Origin of the sequence: Paenibacillus sp. FSL R7-0189 (assembly GCF_037969925.1) — a bacterium.
GTDB lineage: Bacteria > Bacillota > Bacilli > Paenibacillales > Paenibacillaceae > Paenibacillus_AQ > Paenibacillus_AQ odorifer.
Genome location: NZ_CP150223.1, coordinates 1,070,987 through 1,086,100, shown reverse-complemented (window position 1 = coordinate 1,086,100; position 15,114 = coordinate 1,070,987). Strand labels below are relative to the sequence as shown.

The window sequence follows — 15,114 nt, the reverse complement described above, 5'->3', positions numbered from 1 at the left end:
GGGAAGAGGGTCATGGAATTACACGTAAAAAGAAACAATTCGTCAGGTGTCGAGCATTATTCCAACCGGGCACGTATGCTCATTTCCTGTCCTGACGGACCGGGAATTGTGGCGGCTGTATCACACTTTCTGTATCAGCATGGCGCAAATATTGTGCAGTCGGATCAGTATACGATGGATCCAGATGGTGGAATGTTCTTTATGAGAGTCGAGTTTGACCTACCTGAATTAGGCGATCGTCTGGAAGAGATTCGCTCTCAATTTGGCGGAGTGGCGGAGCGTTTTAAGATGGACTGGAAGATCTTTAATGTTCGTCATAAGAAGAAACTTGCCATATTCGTCTCTAAAGAAGACCATTGTCTTGTTGAACTGCTCTGGCAGTGGCAAGCGGGCGATCTCGATGCCGATATTGCCCTCGTCGTTAGTAACCATTTGGATATGAAATCTTATGTCGAGTCGTTTGGCATTCCATTTCATCATATTCCAGTCACAGCGGATACTAAGGCTGAAGCAGAAAAACGCCAGTTAGAGGTCATCGGAGACGATATCGATGTTATTATATTGGCACGGTATATGCAGATTATTTCGCCGTCCTTTATTGAGCATTATCGCCATCAGATTATTAATATTCATCACTCTTTCCTGCCTGCCTTTATTGGCGGCAATCCATACGCCCAAGCGTATCAACGTGGGGTGAAAATTATCGGGGCAACTGCTCACTATGTTACTGAAGAACTAGACGGTGGACCGATTATTGAACAGGATGTACAGCGGGTAAGCCACAGTGATGATGTTATTGAGCTGAAACGGATTGGACGTACCATTGAACGTGTTGTTCTGGCTCGTGCGGTGAAATGGCATATCGAGGACCGAATTCTCGTCCATCAGAATAAAACTGTAGTATTTAAATAAAGGTATTCTCCGGTGAAAGCAACGATTATGCCCGAGGGCTTTCACCGGAACCCTTTAATTTAATAGTTCTCTAAATCTCTATGAGGTAAAAAAGCATTTTACCAGCAGCTTGGCATTTATGCCAAGGTGCTTTTTGTCGTTCTCAAAAATCATGTAGTTAAGGAGGTGGAAGGTTTGTCGTTACAGCGGGGACGTTTGTTAAAACGTAATTATTTCTTCGCAAGTCTCATTTTGATTACTGGATTCGGGGGATTGCTAGGTTATGATCTCTATTTCAAGCCCTACGTGCTTTCCCAAACCGTGGTCAAAGTTAAGGTGGGAGCTGGGGAATCTCTACCTAAAAATTATGAGCTGAAAGCAAGTGATTTGTATCTGGATTCTGTTCAGACCAAGGATATACCCTCTGGTGTAATTACGGAAATCGCACAAGTGGAGCACAAAATTACGAATGTGAATCTGACTAACGGTAGTATTTTGACAGCATCACTGGTGGATGTTAGTGATTTAGAGCCTTTGCGGGATGAAGGTATATTTCCTATTCCGAAGGAAGCCATCTATGCCATTAATGGTTCGTTGCGAAGCCGGGATAAGGTAGACATTTATCTTGTAGAAGGTGATCGAGAGAAGCAGCGAGAGGCGCTCGTTTCAAATACAGGGGAAAAAGAAAACGAGGAGCAGGTGAAAGAACAAAGCTGGCTTAGCGATCCTACTAAAGAGATCTTCTTATCTGGAGTTACCGTGAACTATGTGCGAACAGAAGACAATAATGATGTGCAGGATTCTGAGAAAGGTAACAACAATAACCGATTCACTTCTACTGGCAAGGTGGCGACACCAGAATTGAAGCTGAAGAAAAATGAGGGTCAAAGGCTAGGGCAATTTTTGGAGCAGGGCAAAAAGCTGTGGATCGTACGGGTAGAGTAGGGGGAGATTGCCTTGAAAATATTTAGTCTGGGCATAGATCAGTTAACGATTAATGATATCAAAAACGCGGGATTTAATGTAGTTACACAAAACGTGTATCCCGATCCGGCGCATACCGAAGGTCATATGTTAATGGTTACTAGTGACCAGGTACCTGTTCAAGCGCTTAGCGAGCTGCGATACAAATATCCAAGCTCTATGATCCTGTATTTATATCTGCAAAAGGGAATTCGGGGCTATCAAGCTGTGCATATGTTATGTGAAAGCTTAGGTCTATATTTTATTCCTCCTCGTTCTACCTCGTCAGCAGTGCTAGAGAAGATTCGTTTTATCCTGGAAGAGGATGGCGAGGAACGGAGCAATTTGGTTGGCTTTTTTGGCTCAGGTCCAGGCATTGGTTGCACAAGTGTGGCGAAGCTGTTCGCAAGACGAATTGCTGCGGCAGGTCTACGTGTTCTTGTACTTGGTTTGGATTTATATGACCCCGGGTATGACCGCAAAGCGACGATCAGTCTAGACAAACTGCGCCCCAAGCTTACAGGGAAGATGATTCATGATGAAGATTTCGAGCAATTGATTAGGCAGGATGGCTATTTGTATCTACCGGGGAATTACGACTACTTGAGTGTCCAGGATTATCTGGAGGAGGAGATCGAATATTTCTTGGCTAGAGCTGGAGCAAATGCGGATGTGGTTATTGCTGATTTCGGTTCAATTCCCGAGAGTGCTGCGTGGTATGTCGGTATGCAAAAGTCGTTGTTACGCATGATTGTCACTCATCCTAAACATGAATATAGACTTGAACCTCTACTCGAGCTTGCGGGGCATATAGATCTGCGTCCGCATGATTTCCAGCTGATCATTAACCGCAGTAATGTGGAGGAAATATCTTCGTCCAAAAATATGGCCCTTAGATTTGGCACTGAAATCTTGCTGGAGTTACCGTATTACCAGCCCTTGCAGGAAAGCTTGCCTCTAGGCAAAAAAGAGCTACAGCATGTGGATGATAAGGTACATTCTCTATTGGTGTCGATGGGATTAGCGCCAGAGGCCAAAAAGAAAGGGATATTTCTATGATTGAAACTCTCGCGAGTCGTCCACTCTTTTCTCTAAAACAAAGCGTGTTACGCACTAGCAAACCGGGCAAGGAAGAATTTTATGCTTTTTTACAAAAAATGAAGACCGAGATGAACGAAGGATTAGAACGTGAGGATGACGCTTACTTCGAGCTAAATGCAAAGGCTTTGATTGGCGATCCGCAGGCAGTTAGCTTTTTTATGAATGAGATTGAGAAGTACTTACGAAAAACACCTTTTACTGGAAAGGTTCCAGAAGCGTACCGAACGGCGGCAGAGGCGCTGTATCACGAGTGGAAGGGCTTTGGACCAGCGTATCGTTGGTTTACTGATCGTGCATACAGCGAGTCAACCGGATTACAAATGATTGGGAAGCAAATTTTTTATAACCATAAAGGTGAGTTTATAGCTTATCCGTATGAGATGCCTTCACTGGATCGGGTGGAGCAGCTGAAGCGTTCCTTACTAAAAAGTGATCCCAATAAAAAGCTGAACAAGGATAATCCTTCGGTGGAGTTCAAAATGGATGATCCGCTCTGGCCAGGTCGATTTATTCGGCTTGCGATTTGGGTATCACCTAGGGTCTGGGAGGGTTTTACTACGATATCACTGCGGCGACAAGTTGTAGAATTTCTGGATTTGGAGGATCAAGCGGGTACGGAATGTATTCCTGCGGAGGCGGTTGAGTTCATTCGGGCGTTATCGTCCACGTTTCGCAATACCATTATTGCAGGTGCTGTAGGGTCAGGAAAAACAACCTTTGCCAATACGATTGTTGGTGAGCAGCTGCTTGGCTCTTCATCCTGCATGGGAGTGGTGATGATAGAGAAACATCCGGAATCCATTTTACCGTATCAGATTAAAGGCCATCGGATTATCCCAATTCAAGCTGCGAATGAGGAACTGATGGAGGTGGGAGTAGAGTCGCTGCGGCATGACCCAAATATTTTGTATATGACAGAGATGCGTTATAACGAGTGGGAATTTTATTTGTGGAGTGGGGAAAAAGGATACGACGGGATTACCGGAACCTTCCACACCGTGGATTCGGAGGACATTCCTTATCAAGGTGCGTTTGCTGTGTCGACAAGAATTGGCGGGAGTCTTAAGGGGCATTTGATCTCTGCGCTGAAATCATGCGAGCTAGTGTTTATTTTGGAGAGTGTTCCGAACGGGAAGAAGCGGCTGGCGCGAATATCAGAAATCTTTTACGAAGAGGATAGAAATTCAGTGTTTGCTAATGATCTTATGCGCTGGGAGCCGCAGGAAATGTGTTGGTCTTACAATGACAAGCTGACGAAAAATCTGATGCTGAAAATGACTAAGAAAAATGCGCAGGCTACGCAGATTGTCCAAAAAGAGCTGGGACGACTTGCTTCAACAAAGCCGATGGATCAGCCGCTTAAAGAAAGCTTGAAATCTAAGATAGTACTTAATGAGTGAGGAGGTGCAGCTATGGATTTACTATTGTATATTTTTCGTTTTGTCCTTCATTTATGGATTGCGTGGGGACTGTGGTTACTCACCAAACTGCTCATCGAAAGGCATTTACGGCAGGTATTCCAGAAAGTCGATTTTCGAATTAAACATAAGATGAGTATTTTTGGCAAAAGAGTTAGTTCGGTTAAAAAAAGGCTGTGGCTCTACCGCCATCTGGACAAGCTTCTCTATTTCGTACACCGGAAGTATGAACCGGACATTAGCGTTATGCGTTTTGTTATGCGTACAGCCATTTTGTTTATTGCGGTTTTCTTATCAGGACTACTGACACTTAGTGAGCTCCCTGGAAGGTTGCGTTTTAACAATCCTTTTTTGGAGGGGATTACTTTTAATGAGGGACAGCCGATTCAGGGGGCGTGGAGATTTCCGCTTTTTATAGCTGTAATATCTGCGACGATTCCTTATTTTCGTATGAGATACATCTATGCACAGCGGAAGGTACATGGAAGCTACGATCTTCTCGATGTAGTCAAAATCTCCACCAAATTCACACATTTGTCGGTAGATTCGATCCTTGATCGGACAGCGGATTTTCTAACAGATAAAAATGTACTAAAGAGTCCTCTGAAGCTGCTTGGTGCCGCATTTTCTAATTATAGTAATGAGAAGGAGCTTGTTGAGGAGGCAGGGAGATTCTCCAGCGCGATTGGCACCACCTTTGCTTTAGAGTTTATATCAGATTTGCTCTATGCCGAGAAGGAGGGAACCCGTTATTTAAAAAGCTCGCTAATGCTGTTGAATCGTTCTATGGAGCAGCAGAGAGAGACGATTTTGACTGTAAAAGCAGGAAGTAGAGATGCGATCAGCCTTGGCTTATATGGGAATCTTCTGGTGCTGGTATCTACGGTTGGAACCTTTATGTATATGCTGAAGCCCGATGTCTATTTTCAACTGCAGTTCGAAACTACGGCAGGTCTTTCCTTTTTGATGGTGATCGTCTCCGGCCTTTTTATCTCTTTTGTGATCAGTACTATTCTTGCCAGACCCAAACTGGACTACCACTAAGGTGATGAACTATGGATAGATTATTACTACTAATTACAGTGATCGGGATCGTGTATATCGCATTACTTGTGTTTGTGAGCAGCAGCAGTAAGCAGGAACGATATCTTGTCCGACTGGGCATACGGTGGAATGCGCTGGGTGAACGCGTGCAGAGTGATAGATTTCAGCAATTATTGAATGAATGTGGTTTATCAATTTCAGCTCGAAAAGTTACGCTATTTCGTTATTCAGCGGCAATCATCTATTTATTTAGCCAAGTCGTCAGCAATTTCATCCGATCTGTTCCTTTTTCATTCTATGACCCTCTAATTGCTCTACTTATTCTCGTAATCAGCAGTCCGATGCGTTATCTTCCGCTTGGTTGGGTGTTGGCGTGGCTTCACCAAAAGACGAATATTCAAAAAGATGGCGAGTTGATCTCCTTCATTCGCCTCTATGAGAATAATCGCCTACGTAAGCGCGGATATGTGCAGTTTGGTGCTTTTTGTGGGAGTACAGCGGGACATTTTCAATATATACGTCAGGACTTGTATGAGCTGTCAGAACGGGCAGTAGATGAGGGTGTGGAGGGGGCGATTGAATGGTTTTGTGCCAAATTTCCGGATAACCATCACTTTATTAATGACATCCGGTCCATTTTACTGGCTACAGAAGGTATGGATGATGACACGGAAGCTGCAAACTATTTGCGTGAACAAGGCAAGATTATCTCCAAAATCTCCAGCGATCAGTATTTAAAAAAATGGTCATTCATCGGTGATATATCGACGATTATTAATGTTATTCCATCGATTGCTACTTTTTTGATGATCGTTGCGATGGCGATGCAGTACATTTTGCTAATCAAAGGAAATTTTAATGGAGTCGGCATGTTCCAGTGAAAAATTGTATATTCAACCTTATTTTTAAAACCTAAAATAAAAAGGGAGAAATTAACAATGAAAAAAGACGCTATTTCTACAGGTTTGTTTATCGCTATCGGTTTTTTGTGTGTGGCCATCGTAATTGCCATTTTGATTCCTCTGGTGCGTGACGTGATTAATGCTGCCGATGATAATAGACCGACGATCCCGGGGGTATCTCTAACTCAACCGCTGGTTCCTAGCCAAACTGCTGTAACTATGTCCATGACTCACGTTTCGGTATAAATCAGATGAAAAAAGACTCTATTTCCGTCGCTATGTTTTTGGCCATTGGATTTATAATTGCGGGGATGTTTGTCACGGTAGCTACGCATATGATCGGCAGCAGTCAGGACGACATCATCTCACATACTAAGCAAGTGGAACAGTATTAGAAGGAGGCGTATCTAATGAAGGAGACCGTCCTCCGGGCATTGTTCATGTGGCTAGTCCTGTTTATTATCCTGCAGCCTATCTTCTCCTACATAGATTATCTGCTAGATTTACAGGTCAAAGCTAATACGTCCTATATCACACAAAAAGCAGCAACAGAGGGGATGGTTACAGCTTCTATGCGGAATGAAGTAATTTCAAATCTGAAGGCGATTGGATTTGCTGAAGCTTCGATAGAAATTACTAGCAGTACAGACACCGTTCAAGAGCGAAAGCAACGAATTGATGTGTATGTAACCGCGCCGCGGATAAATCTGTTTCCTTATAATTTTTCTACGGTTTCGCAGCCGACTCGATATTATGGGCATGGATCAATTATGAGTGAGTATCTCGATTGACTAAGGGATGAGCGTAATTTATGGATTACATTATTAAGCTGGCATTTGTCCTACTGATCTTTATCTACTCCTGGTTCTTTCAGATCCAGAATCAGGAGTGGGACCAGCTGCGCAGCATGTTAAAAGACGCAAATAATATCGCTGTTCACGATGCCGCACAGGAATTAGATGAGACCGAATTGACTCGTGGTCATCTGATTATAGATCCTACAGAAGCGTACGATACTTTTCAGCAAACCCTGCAGAACAATCTAGGCCTTGATAGCGGTCTTTCCCCCCAAGGGGGCAGTCGTTTTAAGACACAAGTGAAAATTGTGAAATTCGATATTATTGACGATTCCGATGGAGTGACTTTTCCACTTTTATACGAGGATAGCGAATATGGCATAACCAAATACATCGCAGGTCCTTCGGTTATTGCCGTCATTGAGACGGAGCACCCGGTTCTGATCTCCAGATCCAAAACACAACAGCCCATCAGGGTACCAGCAGTTCAGGAGTATAAGTTCAATAAGTAATAAAAATCCAATTAAAGAAAAGGGAGAGATTCAGTGATGAAGAAGACCATTGTAAGGGCAGCTTTGACTACGACAATGTTATTTAGCATGGTATTGGGGCAGAACGTGATTACTAACGCAGCAGCGGTTACACCAATAGCCGCAGCTACACCAACAACTACAACTACAGTAAAATCTACTGCTACACCAGTACCTATTATGAGGGATAACTTAAGTAAATATGGTTTGAAAAAGGATTTGGAGTTACCGATTACGGTTACGGCGGGTGGGCTTAGTTATACGCTGGAGAAGTTTATGATTTATGATTTCAAGTCAAAAGATGCACAAAATCTAGTGAAGAAATATGATTATGATTCATTCAGTGCTATGGTTAGTAATCCTAAGTACCTCATTTGGACTAAGATCACAATTATAAATAACAGTAACAAAATAGTAAAAAGAACATTGGATGATCGTAAAGAAAAATGGACTTTAACTCTGCAGAGATTTGGGCAAATAGATGAAATTTGGCCAAAAGCAAACGTGAAAAAATTAAATAATAAAGAAGCTTATTATTATTATAACCTTAAGCCAGGAGAGCAATTATCTACTTACCAAGCTTATTTATATGATAAAGACATTAATTATTTTGTTATTCGGTTATACCATGACGGTGGATTTGATGAAAAATTTGTAGTCAAATCACCGGAGTAAGTAAAAATGAAAAAAATAATCATCTCATGTCTATGTTTTTTATTGCTCTTTCAGCTTATGACACTTACTTCAGTACAAGCAGCTGAGACGAAATTGACCTCGATTGCTGTTCCTATTACCACAGGTTTGCAAGGGTCAAACAATGCAGCTAAAGATTTTTATTTAGAATTTCCTAGTGGAGTGTCTAGTTCATCAGTCAAGACAGGTACTTTAAAATACAGTGGATCTAACGAAAAAACAAGCCTATCTTTGGAGAACGGGAAGATTAAAGTTACGTTAAAGGGAGTCTCTAATCAAAAATATATTAAAGGTGTGCAGGGGTATAGAGCTTCGTATGAAGCACTGTATAAGACTATAATCTACAATTCAATTTGGTTATACTCAGACGGTAGAAGATGGCAAATTAATGAGTACAGTGAAAAAAAAGATAGTATGTCGACATATGATAAGCATGCAGAGGATGGATATCCCTCCAAGAATCCACCTGTAACCTCAGTAACTGCAGGTCCCTATCAAGAAAAAGAATATCTAAAATGGTATAACGGATCTAAAACTGAGATTATTGAATCTCAAGACATTATTCAATCTACTATAGAACCTAAATACACGGGTAAACCCTCATATGCCCAAGATCCAAAATTTAAAAATGGAAGAGTAATTATAAACTATTCGATTCCTAAGGGCGTCCCATGGGATCCTGAAAATAATGATGGTTTAACTGGAAAGGCAGAAGGACGAAGATATCTAGCATTCGCAGAATATTATTACACCGCAGACGCCAAAGTAACCACCTACAGCTACGGGGGAACAGTCAGCTTTGAATACGGTCTCCCAGATGAAGCTACACTCACAGGTTCCGCAATTATAGAACAACCTAATCCAAACCCAATTAAGTTTGATAATAAGAACGTGCCAGTTAAAATCGCTTTGAAGGGCGAATTGCTATCCTATAAAGATACTTCGAACATTTCAGAATGGATTTTTTATGCCAAAGAAAAAGGGAATGACAGTTCACTCCAGACAAAAAAGGTGTATACCAAAACCCTAACGGCAAACGAAACTTTCAAATTTGAAATTCCAAAGGAGAAAGTGGCAGGTAAAAGTAACTACAGTCAAGAGTACGAACTAAGTATAGTAGTGAGATTTAAGAATGAAGTCGTGACCAAAAGAAGTAAGTTCGACTCGTTAAAAGAATCTTTTACAGTCAAAGCAGGAGTGTATACAACCTCAGATCCTCCGGGAGGAGGGTTTCCAGGTCCTACATCACCGCCAGAACTACCGAGAGAGTTAAAACCTCCAGTAGCTCTTATAAATGCACCGAAAACTGTAAAAGCAGGACAAGAGTTTGTAGCCAGTGCAGCAGGGTCGTATGACCCCGATGGTTATATTACGGATTACTTTTGGGATACCCCTAATGCTAAGGGAGAATTGAGCACTTTGCCAAGGGGAACGCTTTGGTATGATAAAGACCATTTGGGGGAACAAACACTTGCTTTGACTGTAATGGACGATGACAAAATGACTGGAAGTACTAGCACTGAGATTAATATCATCGAGCCAAAACCAGATGCATCTATCAGGGTAGATGGTACATTAAAGCAAAATCGAAAGGTTATCATACAAAGTTACGTTAGTAGCCCGACTCACTATCCATTAGTAGATGCTAAGACTAAAATCACCATCACAGCCGTATCAGGTGGAACGAATTCTGATATTAAATATAGCGGATCGCTGAACGGGGTATATAGCAAAGATGTGCTATTCAAGAAGCCAGGGAAATATGAAGCAACCATTTATGTGGAGAATACATTAGGGCTAACTGCGAGAAACGAAACAACTTTTGATATAGCACCAGACCAGAAACCTTTTGCGTACTTTACGATGGCTGGAACAGCGTATCGCAATCCTTCAGATGGTAATCAAGCGACCCTATCAATAGATGATATGTCTTACTCTCCAGATCAAGATATTGTGGCTCGTAGGCTTTGGGAATACCGTTACGATTCAGATAACAACGGTAGTTTTACAGGTGAGCCATGGGCTATTTTTAGCAATGAGAATTTAGATCGTTTGAATCTCAAGGTAAAGGAAGTCGGGAAATACGAAGTAAGACTAACTGTATTTGAAGAGTTTGGTCAGCCTACTATTGCTGAGTTTGTGACGCAGGCTGATCGGCAATCCATAGATTCGGAAGCTACACAAAATGTAATCGAACGAATCTTTACGGTTAAAAATCAAGCACCTGATGTCGATTGGTCATGGTAGAGAGGATTAGAGATGCGGAAATTTAAAAAAACAATTTCAACGTTTATGGCCCTTGTATTACTACTTCTTTCATTCCCTGAATTTTATTCGGGGAGTGTTAAGGTAGAGGCGGCAGGTGACCCAAATATCGTCAATTTTATGGATATTCGTCTTGAAGGATTTAATAAAACAACTCCTTGGGAGCCTGCTATGGGGAATATAGGATCTTTGAATTTGAATATGCCTGCTATGACCCTAACCAATATTACTTTTAATCTAACAACAAGAATACTGCGCTACGATTATGTACCTGATGCGCCTGTAGTTTTAACATCAGGGGATATTAATTGGTACTATGATACGCAGCGTACTAGATTTCTTAATATTTACAGTTATATGTACAGGACAGATGGAAGTGGTAATACTGATTATGCTACTGATGCCTCATGGAGAATTGAAGAAATGCCACCTGTGAAAAGTTCGGATAGTCTTCAGTTTAACCTTGACAGAAATACAACCGCTTTTTATGAAAGTTATGCTTATCCAGCGAAGTATGGCATTCCAAAAGCCCTTAGAGTCGCGCTAAGAGCAAGTGATGCGCAACACCAACCTAACGAATGGATGAATGGTTGGCATAACAACGTATATTATGATTGGGAGAACATACCTCTAGTAATAAATTCGGCACCTACTCTTACAGTGACTACACCAAGCGAGCAGCAGCTATTAAATGAGCCAGGATTCAGTGGAATGAACATCGAGGGATATGTTCGAGATGTGGACAATAATGATCTAGTCGTTAGTGCTGAAATCCCTAATGTGTTCTATAAACAAGTCAATGTCCAACAGGCACTAAATAATAAATGGTTTTCCATCCCAATAGATGTTTTGGCAGACGGAATTCCTCCCGGACGACACAATATCATTATCAAGGTTGTGGATCCCTATAATTATAAGGATGAGAAATCGTTGGTTGTTAATGTATCTTATAGGCTTAGGAATAAATCCTTTATATTGATTAACACTCCTATAGACGTATCAACCACATACAAGGACTATGAAGGAGATTCTAAATATCAAGAACGCTATAGATACGATCATAACCCGTATTTCTTCGATAATTCAATGGGTATCGTTTCGGATAGTGGGTTATGGCGTTCAGAAAGGTATACCTCCTTTCCATATAGCGGACTCTATAACGCAACCTTTCAAGCACGAGATAATCCTAAAAACGATGACAGATTCGATGTCTATCGTTTATGGAGCCGAGATAATTTATCTTCAATGACCTATCATGTTCATCGGAAGCCCATTGCATTGTTTGCTGCCAAACTGGCGTGGGGATCTCTTCTGCTAACAGATAGTTCCTACGATTTGGACCACATCACGGCTGTTAATAAGGGACTTATAGCTTGGCAATGGCAGTATAAAAAAACTGATTCTGAAATATGGACAGATGGTCAACCGCCAGCTCAATTACCGAGTTCTGGACAATATGACATACGTCTTAGAGTACGTGATGTCGATGGTGAAAATGGGTTAGGAGTCTGGAGCGACTGGTGTGTAAGGACGGTGGGGGCTGCAGGTAATCTACCTCCCGTAGCGTTATTTACTGTTGATCCTAATATTGTTTCCTATCGCAAAGCTACTACCATAACAGACAAATCGTTTGATCCGGATAATGATCCATTAGATATGTATTACTGGACGGTTATCAAAGATGGTTGGAACAAAGTTTGGGAGCATTGGGGTGGAGCTACAACGCCACCTAATATCGCAGCTTTTGGAATCGGTAATTATCAAATTAGTTTACAAGTGCATGACAACCGAGGTTTATGGTCAGATTGGTATCGCCAAAATGTCCAGGTGATTAATCACCCACCCGCAGCAGCATTTAACATGCCAGCTGAAGTATATCGAGATACTGTAATTACAATGGATAATCTAACACCAGATCCTGATGAAGATGGAGATTCGCTTGCTTATTTATGGTACGCCAAACTCAACAATAGTCCTTATTATTATGCTGGCAGCAACCGCAACCAATCTTTGACGATACGAGATCTTATTGCTGGAAACGGAATTTCACCGCAACAGGCTATATCAGAAGGATGGGAAATGCGCCTTAAAGCAACAGACGTACCTAATCCCTCAAGTATTGGAGCTTTAAGTTCCAATGCAACACGTGTATTTACTGTTAAAAATCATGTTCCAACAGCTGCTATTAATGGTCCATCGGCAGTATTCCAATATGATACCCGACAATATACATCTTTTGATGAGGATGGAGATCCCTCAGATCTCGCTAGTCTGCAATACTTCTGGAAAGTAACAGATAGTGATGGCATTACGCAATGGTTTCGAACTCCTAATATTGATGTTAATTTTCCTGAGTCCGGTATCTATACATTGGAACACTGGGTTATCGATCAGATCGGTGATAAGTCTAATATAGCTACGTTGAAGGTGAATGTTACTAAGAATCTAGCGCCCTCGATGACATTGATAACCCCGTCGGGAACCGTAACCAATCCATCCGTAATAGATGCCGAAATACAAGGAGATCCATTAATTAAATGGAATTATACAGACCCAGAGAGTGATCGGCAGGAGAAGTACCGTTTAGAATTTTTTTCAAAAGACGGACTCTTAGTTAAGACAGTTGAGAACCTTGACACCACAGGTCAGCTGCGGCAATATCAACTCCCTAACCATACATTCAATCGATTTGAATACTTCACTGTATATGGGCGGGCTTATTCCAAGTTATCCTGGTCAGAAATATCTAACGAAAAAACGTTTATCATCGACAATCCGCCGCAGCCTGGATTCACACTAATCACGGATACAGGTAGAGATGCTGCCAAAGAGCCGATTTATCGGACGGATCTTCTTAATATCAAGAGCAAAGCGACGGATCCAGACATTCCAAAAGGAGATACGATCAGCTATAAGTATGATTTGAAATCATCCAACGGGACGTACGGATTGGCTAGTACTCAAGCTGAATTTACGAAGAAATTCACCTCAAATGGCGTCTTTACCTTGAAACAAACCGTTACGGATTCTCTAGGACTGTATCGAGAGCTATCTCTGATTATCACCGTAGCCAACCGTAAACCGACCGTAACGATAACGTACCCAACAAGTACTGACTCAAGTAAGCCTATGATCGCAAGTACGCTTACACCAATCATCAAGTGGGATTATCAAGATGAGGATGGAGATGAACAACAGCGGTATAAGGTACAAATTATCAACATGGCGACAGGGATGGTTAAGGTTCAATCTGGCGAACAAAATTCAAGTGCCAAACAGTGGCAAGTGCCCGCGGGAATATTGGTTGAGAACGAAAAATATGCCGTGGAAGTGGAAGCTTTTGATGGTTATAACTGGAGTAATATCTCAGCGCGTAAATATTTCATGGTTAATCTGCTGAATATTAAAGGTAGGGTCCAGCACACAGAGGAATGGAATAACAACCGTAAAGGCTACAATTTGAACAAGAGCGGTAATGAGGAGAGTCCAAGAGGCTACAATGTGTTTTGGGCAGGTGAGCGATTTATATTGCAAGGGATAGCAACCGGTCTACCTGATACTGTTGAGGTAACGATGACGGGAGGTTATTTTACGCAACTAAATCCAACGAACAGTGACAAAACCTTGTGGACAGGCGAATTATATGATCCAGCATTTGTGAAACTTCCCGATGGTCCAGTGAAATTTACCTTCACAGCTAAGAATGAGTACAATACCAAAATAGATACAGTTACTGTTGTGATCGCTGGCGATTGGTCCGAATATTTTCGGAACCATCGTGTGAAGTAATGATACATCTACGACTTTATCCTTTTTCCATCTAAAAAGGGCTACGCGGAAATACGATCCGCATAGCCCTTTTTTACGAGCAACAACTTATATAACTCCTTCAGTCCGTTCTTCATTCATTCTCATCATTCTTGTCGCAACGGAAGGTGTATGTAAAGGTATATTCGTCGAACGCGCAGAGGCTCTTTGAGCTCTACGCACATAATAGGATAACTTGCCGCTGAATATTTTATGGGAACAGAGTGAAAGAGCGAAATCCTCCGGGGTAACAAAGCAGGAAGGCTTATTCACAGGCTGAACTGCGGTATTTTCAAATAAGGAAGCAACAAAATGAGAGCAGAAATAAGCGTTCTCTCGATCTATTTTAACATTTAGAAGTACGCCGATCAGGCCTAAAAGATGGTATTTATAACGTTCCTGATTTTTCATCATCCCTTGGACATGATTGTACATGGCATCGTATTCCGTGGCACTAACACGTAACTGATAAATAGAGCAATTTGCGCTGCTATAAAAAGGGTGAATGAAATTTTCTTGAATCAGACCCGCGACGAATGGATTGTGCATTTTTTTTCTTCCGAAGCTGTACACCTCACGTAGTTCACTATCAAAGGCGATCGAAGCATGGTTCAGATCAGCTTTTGTAAACCACTTAATGAAACCACTGAAGGCTGTACCTGTACCGGTAAGCACAATATAAACATCCTTTTTCGAAGTCATG

14 protein-coding genes are annotated in these 15,114 nt (G+C 41.7%); 13 read left to right on the top strand and 1 reads right to left on the bottom strand.

Translation table 11 applies throughout. The features are described 5' to 3' along the window. The first annotated feature begins 12 nt into the window (after positions 1 to 12). The 13 genes from purU (at position 13) to MKY63_RS04550 (ending at position 14,393) form a co-directional block, all read left to right on the top strand. Entirely contained in the window at positions 13 to 912 is a 900-nt protein-coding gene (purU, locus tag MKY63_RS04610) for a formyltetrahydrofolate deformylase (protein ID WP_036681703.1), read from the top strand. Between the two features lie 174 nt (positions 913 to 1,086). Continuing rightward, positions 1,087 to 1,836, top strand: a complete 750-nt coding sequence (locus tag MKY63_RS04605) for an SAF domain-containing protein (RefSeq protein ID WP_339811718.1) — start codon at positions 1,087 to 1,089, stop codon at positions 1,834 to 1,836. A gap of 12 nt (positions 1,837 to 1,848) precedes the next feature. Beyond that, positions 1,849 to 2,913, top strand: a complete 1,065-nt coding sequence (locus tag MKY63_RS04600) for a hypothetical protein (RefSeq protein ID WP_339811715.1) — start codon at positions 1,849 to 1,851, stop codon at positions 2,911 to 2,913. Then, on the top strand, positions 2,910 to 4,355 hold the full coding sequence (locus MKY63_RS04595) for an ATPase, T2SS/T4P/T4SS family (protein WP_339811713.1): 1,446 nt from the start codon (positions 2,910 to 2,912) through the stop codon (positions 4,353 to 4,355). Before MKY63_RS04600 ends, MKY63_RS04595 begins: the two co-directional genes overlap by 4 nt. A gap of 12 nt (positions 4,356 to 4,367) precedes the next feature. Continuing rightward, positions 4,368 to 5,417, top strand: coding sequence for a hypothetical protein (locus MKY63_RS04590; RefSeq protein ID WP_339811710.1), 1,050 nt, complete (start codon positions 4,368 to 4,370; stop codon positions 5,415 to 5,417). Positions 5,418 to 5,428: 11 nt separating this feature from the next. Next, positions 5,429 to 6,298 carry a hypothetical protein gene (locus MKY63_RS04585; RefSeq protein WP_339811707.1) on the top strand — a complete coding sequence of 290 codons (870 nt, stop codon included), beginning with the start codon at positions 5,429 to 5,431 and terminating at the stop codon, positions 6,296 to 6,298. 57 nt (positions 6,299 to 6,355) lie between these two features. Continuing rightward, positions 6,356 to 6,565 (top strand): hypothetical protein, encoded by a 210-nt coding sequence (locus tag MKY63_RS04580; RefSeq protein WP_036681712.1) that lies wholly within the window; start codon positions 6,356 to 6,358, stop codon positions 6,563 to 6,565. A 5-nt stretch (positions 6,566 to 6,570) separates the two neighbouring features. Then, complete coding sequence (locus MKY63_RS04575; RefSeq protein ID WP_155288092.1) at positions 6,571 to 6,714, top strand: hypothetical protein; 144 nt, start codon at positions 6,571 to 6,573, stop codon at positions 6,712 to 6,714. 15 nt (positions 6,715 to 6,729) lie between these two features. After that, positions 6,730 to 7,110: a hypothetical protein gene (locus MKY63_RS04570; RefSeq protein WP_076224684.1), complete on the top strand. Its 381-nt coding sequence runs from the start codon at positions 6,730 to 6,732 to the stop codon at positions 7,108 to 7,110. 20 nt (positions 7,111 to 7,130) lie between these two features. Continuing rightward, positions 7,131 to 7,628, top strand: coding sequence for a hypothetical protein (locus MKY63_RS04565; protein WP_339811704.1), 498 nt, complete (start codon positions 7,131 to 7,133; stop codon positions 7,626 to 7,628). Between the two features lie 36 nt (positions 7,629 to 7,664). Continuing rightward, a complete protein-coding gene (locus MKY63_RS04560) occupies positions 7,665 to 8,321 on the top strand; it encodes a hypothetical protein (RefSeq protein WP_339811702.1) in 657 nt (218 codons plus the stop codon). 6 nt (positions 8,322 to 8,327) lie between these two features. After that, the gene (locus MKY63_RS04555) at positions 8,328 to 10,586 is read left to right on the top strand and encodes a PKD domain-containing protein (protein WP_076099039.1); all 2,259 of its coding nucleotides are present in this window, start codon (positions 8,328 to 8,330) and stop codon (positions 10,584 to 10,586) included. Between the two features lie 12 nt (positions 10,587 to 10,598). Then, positions 10,599 to 14,393 carry a hypothetical protein gene (locus MKY63_RS04550; protein ID WP_339811698.1) on the top strand — a complete coding sequence of 1,265 codons (3,795 nt, stop codon included), beginning with the start codon at positions 10,599 to 10,601 and terminating at the stop codon, positions 14,391 to 14,393. Between the two features lie 87 nt (positions 14,394 to 14,480). On the opposite strand, the gene MKY63_RS04545 is transcribed toward MKY63_RS04550, so the two are convergent. Next, entirely contained in the window at positions 14,481 to 15,113 is a 633-nt protein-coding gene (locus tag MKY63_RS04545) for a hypothetical protein (RefSeq protein ID WP_036681725.1), read from the bottom strand. Position 15,114 lies beyond the last annotated feature (1 nt).

Coding starts and splice junctions, on each gene's coding strand:
- purU (WP_036681703.1), top strand. CDS start 13: ATGGAATTACACGTAAAAAGAAACAATTCGTCAGGTGTCGAGCATTAT.
- MKY63_RS04595 (WP_339811713.1), top strand. CDS start 2,910: ATGATTGAAACTCTCGCGAGTCGTCCACTCTTTTCTCTAAAACAAAGC.
- MKY63_RS04590 (WP_339811710.1), top strand. CDS start 4,368: ATGGATTTACTATTGTATATTTTTCGTTTTGTCCTTCATTTATGGATT.
- MKY63_RS04585 (WP_339811707.1), top strand. CDS start 5,429: ATGGATAGATTATTACTACTAATTACAGTGATCGGGATCGTGTATATC.
- MKY63_RS04580 (WP_036681712.1), top strand. CDS start 6,356: ATGAAAAAAGACGCTATTTCTACAGGTTTGTTTATCGCTATCGGTTTT.
- MKY63_RS04575 (WP_155288092.1), top strand. CDS start 6,571: ATGAAAAAAGACTCTATTTCCGTCGCTATGTTTTTGGCCATTGGATTT.
- MKY63_RS04570 (WP_076224684.1), top strand. CDS start 6,730: ATGAAGGAGACCGTCCTCCGGGCATTGTTCATGTGGCTAGTCCTGTTT.
- MKY63_RS04565 (WP_339811704.1), top strand. CDS start 7,131: ATGGATTACATTATTAAGCTGGCATTTGTCCTACTGATCTTTATCTAC.
- MKY63_RS04560 (WP_339811702.1), top strand. CDS start 7,665: ATGAAGAAGACCATTGTAAGGGCAGCTTTGACTACGACAATGTTATTT.
- MKY63_RS04555 (WP_076099039.1), top strand. CDS start 8,328: ATGAAAAAAATAATCATCTCATGTCTATGTTTTTTATTGCTCTTTCAG.
- MKY63_RS04550 (WP_339811698.1), top strand. CDS start 10,599: ATGCGGAAATTTAAAAAAACAATTTCAACGTTTATGGCCCTTGTATTA.
- MKY63_RS04545 (WP_036681725.1), bottom strand. CDS start 15,113: ATGACTTCGAAAAAGGATGTTTATATTGTGCTTACCGGTACAGGTACA.